The organism is Rhodococcus sp. DN22, from assembly GCF_036669995.1.
In the GTDB taxonomy this organism is placed as follows: domain Bacteria; phylum Actinomycetota; class Actinomycetes; order Mycobacteriales; family Mycobacteriaceae; genus Rhodococcus_F; species Rhodococcus_F erythropolis.
In genome coordinates, this window is record NZ_CP133326.1 from 2,315,334 (window position 1) to 2,330,864 (window position 15,531).

Genomic DNA, 15,531 nt, shown 5'->3' on the forward strand with positions numbered 1-15,531 from the left:
GTTCGTGTGACTGCCGTATTGCTAGCCGAAGACGACGAGGCCATTGCCGCACCCCTCTCCCGCGCACTGGGGCGTGAAGGGTATTCGGTGACGGTCGAACCGACCGGACCCGCTGCGTTGCAGCAGGCGCTCGAAGGTGATTTCGATCTGTTGATTCTCGATCTCGGCCTTCCGGGCATGGACGGCCTCGAGGTCTGTCGACAGATTCGTGCGCATCGCACCTCGCTCGCCGTGCTGATGTTGACCGCCAGGACCGACGAAGTCGACTTCGTGGTCGGGTTGGACGCCGGCGCCGACGACTACGTCAGCAAGCCGTTTCGTCTCGCCGAGTTGATGGCACGTGTGCGAGCACTCCTGCGTCGCCACGGTGGCCGCGAGGACACGATCGTCGAAGTCGGTGGCATCAGGCTCGAGCCCGCGGCACGACGCGTACTCGTCAACGGCTCCGAAATCGCCTTGGCCAACAAGGAATACGAACTTCTGCGGGTCCTCCTCGAGCATGCCGGGGAAGTAGTATCGCGCGATACGATCCTTCGTGAGGTGTGGGGCGACGTCGAGCTTCGTGGATCGAAGACGCTCGACATGCACATGTCGTGGCTGCGCCGCAAGATCGGTGACGAGGGCCCTGCCGTGGAACGCAGAATTGCCACCGTCCGCGGTGTCGGTTTCCGAATCAACACCGACTAACTTCTCGAGAATCAGGAACTGCCGGCATGCGGCGTCGCATATTGCAGTCGATTCTCGCTGTCGTGATCATGACGGCGTTGCTGCTGGGAGTTCCGCTGATCTACACGGCGTGGCTCTGGGTGGAGGACGTGACGCGAAGTGATCTCCGGGTGCGCCTCGACCGGATGGCCGCTGAGGTCATCGCGCAAGAGGGGACGAACGGGCTCGTCGAAGGTGCGTTGAACACCGATTCGCTCAAGGTTCTCACCCCGAACGACGGGCGCCTCGTCGTCGTGTATCCGACCGTCGTCGACGGCGCTGCACGCGTCGACGTCGGTGAGGCGACGGTCAAGAACGCACTCGTCGAATCGCTCGCGATGGGAACGTCCGGCTCGTTGCGCCTCGAGGTGCCGTCGGAGAACTTGCGCACCCAGCAGAAGCAAGCGGTGATGGCCGTCGGTGTGCTCGTGCTTCTGTCCATCACGGCAGGCACCGTGGTCGCTGTGGTCACTGCACGTCGGCTTGCCGATCCGCTGCAGGATGTGGCCGACCGGGCGGCGCGCCTCGCCGAAGGTGACTTCCGGCCGGATCCTCGTCGGCACGACATCCCCGAACTCGACCGCGTGTCCGACGTCCTCGACGCGGCAACTGTGGAGATTTCGGTGCGGCTGCAACGAGAACGCGCGCTGGTCGCGGACGTCTCGCATCAACTGCGCAGTCGACTGACTGCAGTGCGGCTGCGCCTGGACGAGTTGTCCGTTCACGAAGATCCTGACGTCGTGAACGAGGCCGAGGAAGCCATGGCGCAAGTGGACAGGCTCACCGACGGAATCGACGACCTGATTCGCTCGTCGCGCACCAGTGGGTCATCGGCGAGTCTGGTGTCGGTAGTCGGCGAGCTGGAACAGGTGACCCGCGACTGGCAGGCTCAATTCGACGGAGAGGGACGCAGGCTCCGCCTACGCGGCGATCGCGCGGTGATGGCCGCGACCACAGGTTCGCGTCTGCGTGAAGCTGTTTCCGTTTTGGTCGACAATTCGTTCGAACACGGTGAAGGTACGTGCACGGTGTCTGTCCGATTGATCGACGGTACCGGTCGCAGTTCGTCTCGTCGTGACTCGATGGTGTGCGTCGAGGTCACCGACGAAGGCTCCGGCGTGGAGAACGATCTTGCACCGCACATCTTCGACAGAGGATTTTCGGGGGCCGGGTCCACCGGCGTCGGGTTGGCGCTCGCACGTGCACTGATCGAAGCCGACGGGGGCCGACTGGAACTGCAGAGGCGTAAGCCTGCCTTGTTCGCGGTCTTCCTGCCGGTGGCCAACACTGCGCCGACCGCGGACGTCGTTCCGCACCGCGAACCGCGCTGACCGAAAGGCTCGCGCAGACGGAAAACTCAGGAGTGCCCGAGCTCCTCTTCGGCATCAGGAATGACCGGGTCAGGCGCCGTGGTTTCGGACAATCCTGTGGTGTCGGACAGTTCGAGCGGTTCCGGATTCTCGTCGGGAAACACGAACTTGCGGAAGGCCCAGAATCGGAACGCCATCTGCAGCAGGTTGCCGATGACGTACGCACTGATGAAGTCGGCGATGTTCTCCGTCGCCAAGCTGACTTCGGGTACGCGCAGGTTGAAGACGTAACTGGAGATGTAGAGCGGGATGAAGCTGATGACGACGCCGATGGCGCTGATGATGAAGAACAGCGCAGCTTCGTGCGCTGGTTCACGGCCACCACGATTCTTGAACGACCACTCGCGGTTGAGAATGTACGACGCGATCACCGCGACGACGCCGGCGATGATCTTGGCCGTGATCGGCTTGGATTCGAGGATCGACAGCTTGAGCGTGTAGAAGATGCCTGAGTCGATCAGGAAGGTAGTTCCGCCGACGATCGCGAATTTGATCAGCTCGCTGTGACGCAGAGCGATGTCACGAAACGGTTGGGGTATGCGGGCAATGACCCCGTCGACAAATGGCACAACAGATGAGTTTACGAAACGAAACCGCGTTACCACCAATTTGCCGCGGATTCATCAGCAGAATCACAGATTGGGAACGCTGAATGAACGGGCGAACGCGGCACATGACAACATAGAGAGCCGTGACCGGCAACAACGATCCCGCGCAGATCCCCGCCCGCCCGACCACCCCTCGACCGGCAAAAGCATCCATGCCCGTCGTCACCATGATCGGTGGCGGACAGTTGGCCAGGATGACTCACCAGGCGGCGGTGGCCCTGGGCCAGACGCTCCGAGTGCTCTCCGGGACTGCGGACGAGCCGGCAGCTCAGGTCAGCCCCGATGTCGTGCTCGGTAGCCACACCGACCTCGACGCTCTTCGCCGCGCAGCGGTCGGTTCCAACGCGTTGACGTTCGACCACGAGCACGTGCCGACCGAACATCTCGAGGTTCTTGTTGCCGAAGGCGTGAACGTTCAGCCTCCGCCGCAGGCTCTGATCTTCGCTCAGGACAAATTGCTGATGCGTCGCAAACTTGCCGAACTGGGCGCACCTGTACCCGCGTACGCCGAAGTGACGTGGGCGGAAGACGTCGTGCGTTTCGGTGCCGAACACGGTTGGCCGCTTGTCATCAAGGCAACCCGCGGAGGCTACGACGGCCGGGGCGTCTGGATCACCGATGATCAGGACGAAGCAGAAGCCATTGTCACCGAGCAGTTGGACAAGGCTGTTCCGCTGATCGTCGAGGAAATGGTCTCGATGCGTCGGGAACTGTCTGCCATGGTTGCGCGGTCGCCGTTCGGACAGGGCGCTACGTGGCCGGTCGTAGAGACCGTTCAGCGCAACGGCCAGTGCGCCGTCGTGATCGCACCTGCCCCCGCCCTTTCGAGTGCCGTTGCCGAGGAAGCCGAACAATTGGCGCTACGCATCGCTTCCGAGTTGGGTGTCGTCGGCTCGATGGCCGTCGAACTCTTCGAGACGACTGACGGCACTCTCGTGGTCAACGAGCTGGCAATGCGCCCGCACAACTCCGGTCACTGGACGATGGACGGCGCACGCACCTCTCAGTTCGAACAGCATCTGCGTGCCGTTCTCGACTACCCGCTCGGCGACACCTCGCCGATCGCGCCGGTCACGGTGATGGCAAACGTTCTGGGTGCACCGGAAGCGCCCGAGATGACGATGGACGAGCGTGTCCATCACCTCTTCGCGCGGATGCCCGATGCGAAGATCCACCTGTACGGCAAGGGCGAGCGCAAGGATCGCAAGATCGGCCACGTCAACATCGTCGGCGGCGCCGGATCCATCGACGATCCGAATTACGTTGCCGCAGTTCGGGAACGCGCCGAGCGCGCAGCACATTGGCTTTCGTATGCAGTTTGGACCGACGGATGGGATGTACACGGTGAGTGAGAGCGCGCAGGTCGGCCTGATCATGGGCAGCGATTCGGATTGGCCGACCATGGAAGCTGCAGCCGAAGCTCTGGCCGAGTTCGGTATCCGCTTCGAGGTCGGTGTCGTCTCGGCGCATCGCACGCCTCAGCGGATGCTCGACTACGCCAAGGAAGCCGCGGGCCGCGGAATCAAGGTCATCATCGCCGGTGCCGGTGGCGCCGCGCATCTTCCGGGCATGGTTGCCTCGGCTACACCGTTGCCGGTCATCGGTGTTCCGGTGCCGCTCAAGTACCTCGACGGTATGGATTCACTCCTCTCGATCGTGCAGATGCCGGCCGGCGTCCCGGTGGCGACGGTCTCGATCGGCGGCGCTCGCAACGCCGGTCTGTTGGCTGCTCGGATCCTCGGCGCTTCGGATCCCGCACTGCAGCAGCGGATGGTGGCTTTCCAGGAGAGCCTCGAGGCGATGGTGCTCGACAAGGACAAGGCGCTTCGCGAGAAACTGCTGGGCTGATCTTCTCGTGTGTGCACGGCGTGGGCTGCCGCTGATCCGAGCGAGTCGGGGCAGCGCGCAGTCCGCATTCGTCACTCGCGTCGCGCTGTTCTACGCCGGGATTCTCGGCGCGGACATCCGCTTCGACAACGAGTCCGGGATCTTTGTCGCTTCCGGGCTGCGCGGCGGGTTCGCCAGAGGCGGAACAACTCTCGGTGGTGTGTACCTCACCCGGCGAAACACGACTCGATCCGTCCTTCGCCACGAGGCAGTTCACGCGGACCAATGGGCCAGGTACGGAATCGTATTCGGGCTGCTGTACCTGCGTGAGGAGTTGCGTCATCGCGGTCCGCGGAACCGATTCGAAATCGAGGCCGGTCTCGAAGACGGCGGTTACCGCACCTGAGTGAAAGCTCGTCAGTAAAAGCTACTCTTGGCGGCATGGCTCGTTTTCCGACTAGTGAACGCTTCGTCCGCTGGAGCGCGGAACATGCTCGCGGTGTGGACATCTGCATTGCGACGGTTGCCGCACTGTTCAGCGTTGTCGTTGCGGTCGAGGCGAGTCCGCTGGCGGTGTTCGTCTCGCTGGGTATGACCGTTCCGTTGGCATGGCGACGCTCGCGCCCCGAACTCTCCGGCATGGTGATCGCAGGGTTCGCAGTTCTACACGTGATCTTCATCGGCAACACACTGCTCGCATCGGCCGTTGTCGTGCCCATCTCCCTGTACGCGCTGGCCGCCTATGGCGCTCGGTGGAGTTCGCTCACCGGCCTGGTGCTCGCGTTGCTCGGCTCGATTGCCGGAACTGTTCGATACTTCGGCTACGACGGAATCCCGGTGTCTTCGCAGGTCATGCAGTCCGTGGCCGTCATGATCTTCATGCTCGCGGTCTGGGCGTTCGGTGATTTGCGTCGAGTTCGCACCAAACAATTGGAAGGTCTGACCGAGCGCGCACGGTTGCTCGAACTCGAGCGTGCGCAGGAAGCGGAAATCGCGACGATCAGCGAACGCTCGAGGATTGCGCGCGAGATGCACGACATCGTCGCGCATTCGTTGACCGTTGTCATCGCTCAGGCCGACGGCGGACGCTACAGCGCGGCCAAGGATCCTCAGGCTGCAATCCAGGCGCTCGAAACCATTGCCTCCACCGGTCGCCAAGCGTTGACCGACATGCGATCGCTTCTGTCCGTCCTGCGTGAGGACACGCCCCGGGATTTCTCGGTGATCCCGGGCGCCGGTGATATCGACAGTCTCTTCCACGAGTTACGCAGCAGCGGACTCGACATCGCCGTCAGTGTGACCGGTGAACCACGCGAACTCTCTGCGGGTGCGGGGTTGACGGCGTATCGCATCGTCCAGGAATCGCTGACGAACGTTCTCAAACATGCGGGGCCAGGAGCACAGGCGAGCGTCGAGATGACGTGGGCTGAAACCGAACTCGTTCTCGGCATCACCGACGACGGACGAGGCGGCAGCGCCGCGCTGGTCGAATCGTCACCAGGTGGACAGGGACTGATCGGAATGGCCGAGCGCGCCAAACTGCACGGAGGCAAAGTAACTGCCGGGCCGAAATCTGGCGGCGGATACAGTGTCCGGGCCGTCCTGCCGTACGAACGAACGTCTGGGTAGGTCTTGAAACGTCTGAAGGTCTTAAGGTGAGTGGCATGGACGAACACGTGGCTCCGATCGCAGTGGCACTGATCGACGATCAGCAGCTGGTCCGCGCAGGTTTTCGAATGGTCATCGACTCGCAGCCGGATCTGTCCGTGGTGGTCGAGGCTTCGGACGGTCAGCAGGCATTGACCGAGTTGGCGGCCCGACATGTCGACGTCGTCCTGATGGATGTCCAGATGCCGAAGATGGACGGCATCGAGGCGACCCGTCGGCTCCTGGCCGACCCCGATGCGCCGAAGGTCGTGGTGCTCACCACCTTCGACAACGACGAGTACGTGATGTCGGCAATCAGGGCGGGCGCCAGCGGTTTCCTGCTCAAGGACTTACCACCGGAACAGTTGCTCGACGCCATCCGCACCGTGCATCGCGGGGACGCGGTGATCGAAGCTCGGGCCACTCGGCGACTGCTTCAGCACGTCGGACCTCTCCTGGAAGGTTCGGCGCCCGAATCGCAGTTGCCCGAAGAGCTGACACCGCGCGAGGTCGAGGTGCTCGAGGCCATGGCGTACGGGCTGTCGAATTCGGAGATCGCCGCAAAATTCCACGTCTCCGAAACGACAGTGAAAACCCATGTCGGACGGGTTCTTTCGAAGACTCATTCACGTGATCGTGTGCAGGCCGTCGTCTTTGCCTTCCAGATCGGACTTGTCCGGCGCGCAGATCTCCTGGGAACCGAGGGCTGACGCGCAGCCCTGTTCAGTCCTACCCCGGGATGACACCGGGCTCTCCAAGATCGCCCCGCGCTCCGACGCGGAGACCACTTGCGCTGCAATAACGTCGATTCCGTCATAGCGAGAAGCTTTACGGAGGGCAAAAAAATGCATGCGCACACCACGACGGAACCAGCCGCAGTGCCGGCGATCACTGCCCGCGGTGTCACCAAGGTGTACGGCACCGGTGAGACCACGGTTCACGCGCTCGGCGGGGTCGACGTGGACTTCGGTCGTGAGCGGTTCACCGCGATCATGGGCCCGTCCGGCTCCGGAAAGTCGACGCTCATGCACTGCCTGGCCGGGCTCGACACGGTTTCGGGCGGACAGGTCTTCCTGGGCGACACCGAAGTCACGAAACTCGGCGACACAGAACTCACCGAACTTCGACGCGAGCGAATCGGATTCGTCTTCCAAGCGTTCAACCTGCTGCCGGTGCTCACTGCTCGGGAGAACATGCTGCTGCCGATGAAGCTGGCGGGTAGTGAACCCTCGCCCGAGTGGATGGACGAGGTGATCGGGAAACTGGGCCTGTCGAAGCGCCTCGACCACCTGCCGCACGAGTTGTCCGGTGGTCAGCAGCAGCGTGTAGCTGTCGCCCGCGCACTACTGCCGCAGCCCGACGTGATTTTTGCCGACGAGCCCACGGGAAATTTGGATTCCCGTTCCGGGACCGAGGTTCTGGGCCTCTTGCGCACCAGTGTTCGGGAGACCGGTCAGACGGTTGTCATGGTGACACACGATCCGGTGGCGGCGTCGTATGCGGACCGAGTCGTGTTGATCGCGGACGGGCGTATTGCCGGAGAGATCGACCATCCCACCGTCGACTCGGTGATCGGTGCCATGCGAGCACTCGGTGCCGACGACCTGGCTGATGTTCCTGCAGTTTCGGGTGCACTGCGATGAGGGGTCTGGCTTTTGCCCAGGCGCGGGCACATGCCGGGCGCTATGTGGCTTCGATACTCGCCGTGGTGATCGCAGTCGGATACATCGTCGCGACTTTGACATTGAGCTCGACGGTCGATGCGAGTGTGAGTAAATCACTTGCGACGCAATACGAAACCACGGATGTCGTCGCCTCCGGTCCAGGCGTGACGGAAGCACTGCTGAGTGCGGTGCCGGGCGTTTCGGCAGTCGCCGACGACGTGTCGACGTATGTTCGTGTCGACTCCGAGGCAAAGGGCGCGTCCTACGGGGATGCTCTCTCGATCGCCGACAATCCCGAATTGCGTTGGGAGAACTTGTCGGAGGGTTCGCTTCCGGCCGGTCTGGGGCAGGTGTTGGTGAGCGCGGACTCCGGGATACCGACGGGTGCCCGAATCACTGTCACGGCAAGGGATTCGACGGTCGGTGCCGCTGCGCCCACCGCACAGGTGGTCGGACTGGTCGATCTCTCCGGTTCGGCGCAAAGACTGGGCGGGATCAAGATATTCACCACCGCCGAGCAGGTGAGCGCGTGGGCCGGGGACAGCGCCAAACGTGAGTTCCGTGTCGCCGGTGACGGTTCGCGCTCTCAGCAACAACTCGTGGATTCGATCGCGAGCGCGTTGCCCGCGGACTCCACCGTGTTGACAGGAGAAGAAGCAACCGACAACGCGGCAGCGGAATACATGGGTGGCACCAAGATCCTCAGCACGGTGTTGCTCGCCTTCGGTGCCATCGCCGTTGTTGTTGCCGCGCTGGTGATCGCCAACACGTTTGCCGTTCTGCTCGCCGCGCGCACTCAGGAACTCGCGTTGCTGCGATGCGTCGGCGCCACAGCCAAACAGGTTCGCCGGAGCATTCGCAGCGAAGCCGCTGCGGTCGGCGTGATCGCCTCGGTGATCGGCGTCGGACTCGGTGTCGGACTTGCCTGGGCGATCGGTCGCGTAGCAACGGCCGCAGATGTGCCGGTTCCTCTGTCGTCACTGAGCGTCACCCCGGTGACCGTGCTGGTCGGTCTTGCCGTCGGCATCGTGATGACGATGCTCGCTGCATCTGCGCCCGGGCGGGCGGCAACGAGGCTCTCCCCGCTGGCGGCACTGCAGCCGATGGAGTCCAAGCCCGAGAGCGTTCAGGTATCGGTCGTGCGCCGGGTTCTGGGCGTCGTGATACTGCTCGCGGGAATCGCGATGACCGTTCTGGGAGTGACGAATCAGCAGGTGCCGGCGGCGACTGCCGGTGGACTCTTTTCGTTCCTGGGGATCGCAGCACTGTCCGGGCGAATCGTGCCCGCGCTGATCAATGCCGCCGGCGGAGTGCTGGCGAGACTGATCGGTCCGGTGGGAAGCCTGGCAGCAGGCAACGCCGGTCGGAACCCACGCCGGACCTCGGCGACAGCTACGGCCCTGTTGATCGGGGTGGCCTTGACGAGCACGCTCGTCGTGGGAATCGCGACGGTCAAGGAAGCCGCACCCGCGGCGATGGACAGTCAATTCCCCGTCGACGTCATGGTGAGCAGTTCCGGTTCGGCACCGCTTCCCGCAGGGTTGGGCACAGACATCGCCGCGGTCAACGGCGTCGGCGCGGTGAGCGGTCTGGACAAGGCCGAACTGACGATCGACGGGCGCGGTTCGTTGGCCGGGTTCGGTGTCGACACTGCTCGGGTGAAAGATGTTCTGCGTACCGAGATCTCGGTACCCGCGGCCGGTCAGTTGGTGCTCTCGCCCGCTGACCTGACCGAATACAAACTCTCGGCGGGTGAGACGGCGACGGTGCGTGGGGATCGCGGTGCCGTGAACGTCAGCGTGGTCGAGGGTGTGAAAGGTCAACCAGCGCTGTTGGATCGAGGCGATCTGGGTGCAGCGGCCACCACGCCGACCACCGATTCCTACTGGGTCAGGTTGGGGACGGACACCGACGAAGAGGCGCTCGCTGTCACCGACCGCATCACCGAACTGGCACGCCAGGAAGCTCCGGGCAGCGATGTTCAAGGAATGACCGAAATGCGCTCGGCTCTCGATTCGATCCTCGACACCATGCTCATGGTGGTTGCCGGGTTGCTGTCGGTAGCGGTGTTGATCGCTCTGATCGGGGTGGGAAACACCATGGCACTGTCGGTTCTCGAACGGCGCCGCGAATCCGGACTGCTTCGCGCACTCGGACTGACCAAGAAGGGAATTCGAGCCATGTTGATCTGGGAAGCACTGCTGGTGGCAGGAGTCGCATCGGTGATCGGAGTGCTGTTCGGGATGGTGTTCGGTGTAGCCGGTACCGCATCGGTGTTCGGGATCGAGGACGTCGCCCTCAGCGCAGTGCCGTGGGCGCAATTGGTAGCCATCGTGTTGATCGGCGGAATCTGCGGTGTGATCGCGTCACTGCTCCCCGCTAGGCGGGCGGGGCTGGTGTCACCGGTGACAGCTCTCGCGAGCTAGCGTTCAGAACTGCTTCGTGACCTTCTCGGTGCCCACTCGGCGCGCGGTAGCTTCCGCGTCCGGGTGGGCTACCTGCACGAGTGAGGCGCCCGCGGCGAGAACGGCCAGAAGCCCGTCGATCAATTCGTCTGCCGTGTCCCACGTGCGGCTGGAGAGGACACGATCCGTCGACGCCAATTCGACGTTCTTCGCCGATGCCCGTGCGGCGTCGATCGTGTCCGCTACGGACCGGCCTTCCAGCGCCGAACCGGCTCCGGCGCTACGGAACTGGTCCCCGTGGACACGAATGGAGGTTGCGTAGTCGGCGACGCCGAGCGGAAGATCGCTCAAACCTTTGCCGAACGCGTCGAGTGAGAGTGCGGCTACTTCCGGTACGTCCGCAACATCGTCCAGGCGGTCGGCAGTGACAAAAGCCAGTTCGGCGTCGGCGTCGGGGGAGAGGACGACCTCACCGCCTGCCCACCACACACCCAGCAAGACGGCGACGCTCTGCCAGTGTGCGGGCAGCAGCACGGCAACTTTGCCGCCGGGCTCGAGGGCGAACTCGTCCCGAACCATGTTCGCTGTCTTTGCCGCCCAGTTGGCCAGAGTGCTCGCAGACAATTCGATGCGCTCGCCGGTGGCGTCGTCGTAGTAGGTCACGCGAGGGCCGGCCGGGTCGGCAGCCAGGATCGGTCCGAGGAGGGCGTCGGTCAGGTTGTCTACAGGCGAAGGCACGTAATCAGCTTACGCAGCCGTTCAGTTCACACCGCTTTCAGTTCACACAGTTTTTCAGTTGACACAGTTTTCAGTTGACACAGCGCGGGCCGTTGGAGGCTGCGTCGATCGGCGGACCGGGAGGGGCAGGGGTGGGACTGGTCTCGGTGGTGCTCGCCGATTCAGTCGTGCTTGTCGCGCCTTCGGACGGGGATACCGCGTCCGCGGATTGCGGTCCGGAGTAGTCCTCGGCAATGACAACCCGAACCTTGCCCGAGGACAATGACGAATCCGCCTTGACCGTCAGACCGCCGAGTGCCTCGGCCACCGCGAGTGCAGCGTCGTCGTCCGCGGACTTTGCGAACACCGTCGATTCGGAGACGTCGGAGCCGGTGTTGTTGCCGACCTGTCCCTGCTTGTACCCGAGGGCACTCAATGCCTCGGAAACCCCGCTGGCCAACCCCGCGACGTCACTGGCATTAGCGACGTCGACCGTGATCGAGGATGCATTCACGGTGGTCGGTGCCTCGGAGGTCTCTTCCGAGTCTTCGCTGTCGGCGCCGACCAATCCGGCGATGTACTTCTTGACGGCCTTGGGATCGACCTTGACGATGGACTCGCCGTAATCGGTCATGCCGTTGATGTCGAGAACGGGAATGGTCTCGAATTGCACCTTTCCGCCGGCCAGATTCTGCAACTGCTTGGCGAATTCGATGATGTCCCAGTCGTCGTCGATGACGACGGAACGCTGAACGGCCGAGGTCAACTGACTGAGCTTGCCCGGGTCACTGAGGGTTTTTGCGCTGAGTACCTTACTGACGAGGGACGCCATGAACACCTGCTGGCGAACGATCCGGTCCAGGTCGCCGCGGGGAAGGTCGTGTCGTTGTCGCACGAAGCTCAGCGCGTCGGCGCCGTCGAGTGTCTGTTTCCCGGCTGCGAAGTTGGCCCCGGACATCGGTTCGTCGACTGGCGCGTTGAGGCAGACGTCGACTCCGCCCACTGCGTTTGTCAGCAGGACGAATCCGAGTAGACCGACTTCGGCGTAGTGATCGACGGTGATGCCGGTCAGATTCCCTACCGCCCCGATGAGCGCGGTCCGGCCGGCTTCCGTCGACTTCTTGTCTGCGTCGCTGTCGGACGACCCGTTGTTGACCAACTTCAGTCGCTCGGTTTCCTTGGTGGCACCGAACGCGGCGTTGATCTTCGACATACCGATACCGGGGACGTTGACGTACGCGTCTCGGGGAATCGAGATCGCGGTTGCCGAACTTCCGTCGTTGGGGACGCGGATCAAGATGATGGTGTCGGTGTTGGACGCAACTTCCTCACCAGCGCGCAACGAGTCGAGCTCGCTTTGTGAAAGCGGGTTGCCGTGTGCGTCGGTGCGACTGTCGGTTCCCACCATCAGAATGTCGATGGCTCCGTCCTTGCCCCCACCGAGGCCGAGTCCGCTTGCAGTGGCAAGGCTGTTTCTCAACGAGTCCACACCTCGCCATGCGAACCCGGTGACCAGCAGTACGAGCACGGAGAGCACCGCGACCGCTATGCGAGCCGGGCTCGTCTTGGTCCGAATCGGCGCAGGTCGTGGACGCGCGCGGCGCTGCGGTTGCTGGTGGGACACCCCTTCAGGTTACTGGTCCGATGCTCGGCCGCGGGTACCTCGACGCGGCGTGCCAGACTCAACCATGTGACGAATATCCTGCTCACCGGCGCCCGAGGGCAGCTCGGAACACGTATCGATGCTCTCGCAACGTCGGCGGGTCACACTGTGACGGCCGTCGGTTCCCGCGAGCTCGACATCACAGACAGCCGCGCGGTCGACGACTTCGTCTCGCCCGATTCGGTGCTGATCAACTGCGCTGCGTACACGGCGGTCGACGCCGCCGAGACCGACCAGGAGGCAGCGAGGGCGGTCAACGAGATCGGACCGCTGAATCTCGCGCGAGCGTGTGCGCGGGCCGGTTCGCGGTTGATCCACGTTTCGACGGACTACGTCTTTCCGGGTGACGCGAGCACTCCATACGACGTCGATGCACCGACCGGTCCCGCGACGGTCTACGGCCGAACCAAGCTGGACGGCGAGATCGCAGTACGAGAGTCGGGCGCCGACGTGGCCGTTGTCCGTACCGCGTGGGTGTATTCGGGTGTCGGTACGGATTTTGTCGCCACGATGCGCAGGCTCGAAGCCGAACGAGAATTCGTGAACGTCGTGGACGACCAGATCGGGTCACCCACGTACAGCGTCGATCTGGCCGGCGGCATCGTCGAACTCGCGCTGCGGGACTTCACGGGTGCGTCGACGTTCCACCTGACCAACGGCGGGCAAGCCAGTTGGTACGAGTTGGCGCGAGCGGTGTTCGAGGAGATCGGAGCAGACCCGGCGCGGGTGCGCCCGTGCAGCAGCGCGGACTTCGTGCGCCCTGCGCCCCGCCCGGCATATTCGGTTTTGTCCGAGCGCGCGTGGGTTACCGCGGGAATGACGCCGCTGCGTCCGTGGCGAGAGGCTCTGCACGCCGCTCTGGCGTGAGCATTGTTCGGGGCAGTGCCCGTGGGCGGCTAGGCTGACCGGCGTGAGTCCCAAGCTGGCCGTGGTAACGGTGACGTACTCCCCAGGCGAGCATCTCGAGAATTTCTTGAGCACGCTCGCCGCGGCGACGACAGAAAAACCCCAGGTCATCATGGCCGACAACGGGTCGACCGATGGTGCGCCGGAGGCGGCGGATGCCAAGTACGAGCATGTTCGTCTGCTTCGTACAGGGGGAAACATCGGCTACGGCGGAGCGATAAATCGGGCTGTGGCGGAGATCGATTCGTCGATCGAATTTGTCGTGATTTCCAATCCTGACGTCCAATGGGCACCAGGTTCACTCGACGAATTGGTCGCTGCGGCAAATCGGTGGCCAAGGGCCGGTGCACTGGGGCCGAAGGTCCTCGAACCGGACGGCAGCGTCTATCCGTCGGCACGAACGGTGCCCGACATCACCTCGGGCGTCGGGCACGCATTGCTCGGCACCGTGTGGCCGAAGAACCCGTGGACTGCCCGTTACCGTCAGGAGAACGAGGCCGTCACCGAGCGCTCCGTCGGTTGGCTTTCCGGGTCGTGCCTGTTGGTCCGACGTGATGCCTTCGACGCCATCTCCGGGTTCGACTCGCGATACTTCATGTACATGGAGGACGTCGATTTCGGTGATCGCCTCGGAAAAGCCGGGTGGCTCAATGTCTTTGTTCCCTCCGCTGTCGTGACCCATGCCAAAGGCCATGCGGCAGGCCGGCATCCGGAACTGATGCTGCCCGCTCATCATCGCAGCGCATACCAGTTCCAGGCTGATCGTCATCCGCACTGGTGGCAGGCTCCGCTGCGACTTGCCTTGCGCGGTGGCCTGGCCGTGCGGTCCAAGATCGCCGTAGCTTCTGCTGTTCGCGAGCGCGCTCGCACCGACGACTCGACCGACAACCCATCAGTTTCGAACCACGGGGGAAAATGATGTCCGATCCGAATCCGACCGACGCCGTAATCCTGGTAGGCGGCAAGGGCACTCGGCTGCGTCCGTTGACGCTGTCGGCGCCCAAGCCGATGCTTCCGACAGCCGGCCTTCCGTTCCTGACGCATCTGCTTGCCAGGATCGAGGCTGCCGGTATCAAGCACGTGGTGCTCGGAACATCTTTCAAGGCAGAGGTATTCGAGGACTACTTCGGCGACGGCTCCAAGATGGGGCTCGAGATCGACTACGTCTTCGAGACCGAGCCGCTGGGCACCGGTGGCGGAATCCGCAACGTACTCCCGAAGTTGCGCGGCGACAACGTCATGGTGTTCAACGGTGACGTGCTCGGTGGCACCGACCTGAACGCCATTCTCGAGACCCACGAGAAGACGGACGCCGACGTGACACTTCACCTGGTTCGTGTGGGAGACCCGCGTGCATTCGGTTGTGTTCCGACCGACGAGGACGGACGAGTCTCGGCATTCCTGGAGAAGACCCAGGATCCGCCGACGGATCAGATCAACGCCGGCTGCTACGTCTTCAAGCGCGAGATCATCGAACAGATCCCGGAGGGACGACCGGTATCGGTCGAGCGCGAGGTGTTCCCGAATCTCCTGGCCGAGGGCAAGCGGGTGTTCGGCCACGTCGACTCGTCGTACTGGCGTGACATGGGAACCCCCGAGGACTTCGTTCGCGGTTCCGCCGACCTGGTGCGAGGCATCGCGCCTTCGCCGGCTCTCGAAGGTCCGCGCGGCGAGTCGCTCGTTCACCCCGGGGCGGGAATTGCGCCTGGCGCCGTCCTGATCGGCGGCACGGTTGTCGGCCGTGGCGCAGAAGTCGGCGCAGGTGCGCGCCTTGACGGTGCGATTCTCTTCGACGGCGCCGTTGTGGAAGCCGGTGCGGTAGTCGAACGATCGATCCTCGGATTCGGCGTCCGTATCGGACCACGAGCACTGGTCCGCGACGCCGTCATCGGAGACGGCGCGGACATCGGTGCGCGGTGCGAATTGTTGCGCGGCGCACGTGTGTGGCCGGGGGTGACGCTGCCGGACGGTGGCGTGCGCTTCAGCACAGATGTGTGATCGTTAGCTGACCTACTGGAA

15 protein-coding genes are annotated in these 15,531 nt (G+C 63.6%); 12 read left to right on the forward strand and 3 right to left on the reverse strand.

Annotated features, from left to right (window positions below):
* Nucleotides 1–6 precede the first annotated feature (6 nt).
* On the forward strand, nucleotides 7–687 hold the full coding sequence (locus RA302_RS10575; RefSeq protein WP_003940916.1) for a response regulator transcription factor: 681 nt from the start codon (nucleotides 7–9) through the stop codon (nucleotides 685–687).
* Between the two features lie 26 nt (nucleotides 688–713).
* The gene (locus tag RA302_RS10580) at nucleotides 714–2,036 is read left to right on the forward strand and encodes a HAMP domain-containing sensor histidine kinase (protein ID WP_019747754.1); all 1,323 of its coding nucleotides are present in this window, start codon (nucleotides 714–716) and stop codon (nucleotides 2,034–2,036) included.
* 26 nt (nucleotides 2,037–2,062) lie between these two features.
* Here the strand turns inward: RA302_RS10580 and RA302_RS10585 are convergent, their stop codons facing one another.
* Complete coding sequence (locus RA302_RS10585; protein WP_092763706.1) at nucleotides 2,063–2,644, reverse strand: GtrA family protein; 582 nt, start codon at nucleotides 2,642–2,644, stop codon at nucleotides 2,063–2,065.
* Between the two features lie 122 nt (nucleotides 2,645–2,766).
* On the opposite strand from RA302_RS10585, the gene RA302_RS10590 reads away from it, so the two are divergent.
* From RA302_RS10590 to RA302_RS10620, 7 genes are all read left to right on the forward strand, one after another.
* Nucleotides 2,767–4,035, forward strand: a complete 1,269-nt coding sequence (locus tag RA302_RS10590; RefSeq protein WP_021332551.1) for a 5-(carboxyamino)imidazole ribonucleotide synthase — start codon at nucleotides 2,767–2,769, stop codon at nucleotides 4,033–4,035.
* Complete coding sequence (purE, locus tag RA302_RS10595) at nucleotides 4,019–4,531, forward strand: 5-(carboxyamino)imidazole ribonucleotide mutase (RefSeq protein WP_019747756.1); 513 nt, start codon at nucleotides 4,019–4,021, stop codon at nucleotides 4,529–4,531. The genes RA302_RS10590 and purE overlap by 17 nt, the downstream gene beginning before the upstream one ends.
* A 7-nt stretch (nucleotides 4,532–4,538) precedes the next feature.
* Complete coding sequence (locus tag RA302_RS10600; protein ID WP_019747757.1) at nucleotides 4,539–4,916, forward strand: hypothetical protein; 378 nt, start codon at nucleotides 4,539–4,541, stop codon at nucleotides 4,914–4,916.
* Between the two features lie 35 nt (nucleotides 4,917–4,951).
* Nucleotides 4,952–6,139, forward strand: coding sequence for a sensor histidine kinase (locus tag RA302_RS10605; RefSeq protein WP_019747758.1), 1,188 nt, complete (start codon nucleotides 4,952–4,954; stop codon nucleotides 6,137–6,139).
* Nucleotides 6,140–6,174: 35 nt separating this feature from the next.
* On the forward strand, nucleotides 6,175–6,867 hold the full coding sequence (locus RA302_RS10610; RefSeq protein ID WP_338480562.1) for a response regulator transcription factor: 693 nt from the start codon (nucleotides 6,175–6,177) through the stop codon (nucleotides 6,865–6,867).
* Nucleotides 6,868–7,002: 135 nt separating this feature from the next.
* Nucleotides 7,003–7,800 (forward strand): ABC transporter ATP-binding protein, encoded by a 798-nt coding sequence (locus RA302_RS10615; protein WP_019747760.1) that lies wholly within the window; start codon nucleotides 7,003–7,005, stop codon nucleotides 7,798–7,800.
* Nucleotides 7,797–10,247, forward strand: coding sequence for an ABC transporter permease (locus RA302_RS10620; protein ID WP_338480564.1), 2,451 nt, complete (start codon nucleotides 7,797–7,799; stop codon nucleotides 10,245–10,247). The genes RA302_RS10615 and RA302_RS10620 overlap by 4 nt, the downstream gene beginning before the upstream one ends.
* Before the next feature lie 3 nt (nucleotides 10,248–10,250).
* Here the strand turns inward: RA302_RS10620 and RA302_RS10625 are convergent, their stop codons facing one another.
* Nucleotides 10,251–10,964 (reverse strand): TIGR03089 family protein, encoded by a 714-nt coding sequence (locus RA302_RS10625; protein WP_020969208.1) that lies wholly within the window; start codon nucleotides 10,962–10,964, stop codon nucleotides 10,251–10,253.
* Between the two features lie 70 nt (nucleotides 10,965–11,034).
* Complete coding sequence (locus RA302_RS10630; protein ID WP_046379866.1) at nucleotides 11,035–12,519, reverse strand: LCP family protein; 1,485 nt, start codon at nucleotides 12,517–12,519, stop codon at nucleotides 11,035–11,037.
* Nucleotides 12,520–12,633: 114 nt separating this feature from the next.
* Between RA302_RS10630 and rfbD the strand changes: the two genes are divergently transcribed.
* The 3 genes from rfbD to RA302_RS10645 are packed head-to-tail and all read left to right on the forward strand — an operon-like array spanning nucleotide 12,634 to nucleotide 15,510.
* The gene (rfbD, locus tag RA302_RS10635) at nucleotides 12,634–13,473 is read left to right on the forward strand and encodes a dTDP-4-dehydrorhamnose reductase (protein ID WP_020907092.1); all 840 of its coding nucleotides are present in this window, start codon (nucleotides 12,634–12,636) and stop codon (nucleotides 13,471–13,473) included.
* Nucleotides 13,474–13,516: 43 nt separating this feature from the next.
* Nucleotides 13,517–14,431 carry a glycosyltransferase family 2 protein gene (locus tag RA302_RS10640; RefSeq protein WP_019747765.1) on the forward strand — a complete coding sequence of 305 codons (915 nt, stop codon included), beginning with the start codon at nucleotides 13,517–13,519 and terminating at the stop codon, nucleotides 14,429–14,431.
* A complete protein-coding gene (locus RA302_RS10645; protein WP_019747766.1) occupies nucleotides 14,428–15,510 on the forward strand; it encodes an NDP-sugar synthase in 1,083 nt (360 codons plus the stop codon). Before RA302_RS10640 ends, RA302_RS10645 begins: the two co-directional genes overlap by 4 nt.
* Nucleotides 15,511–15,531 lie beyond the last annotated feature (21 nt).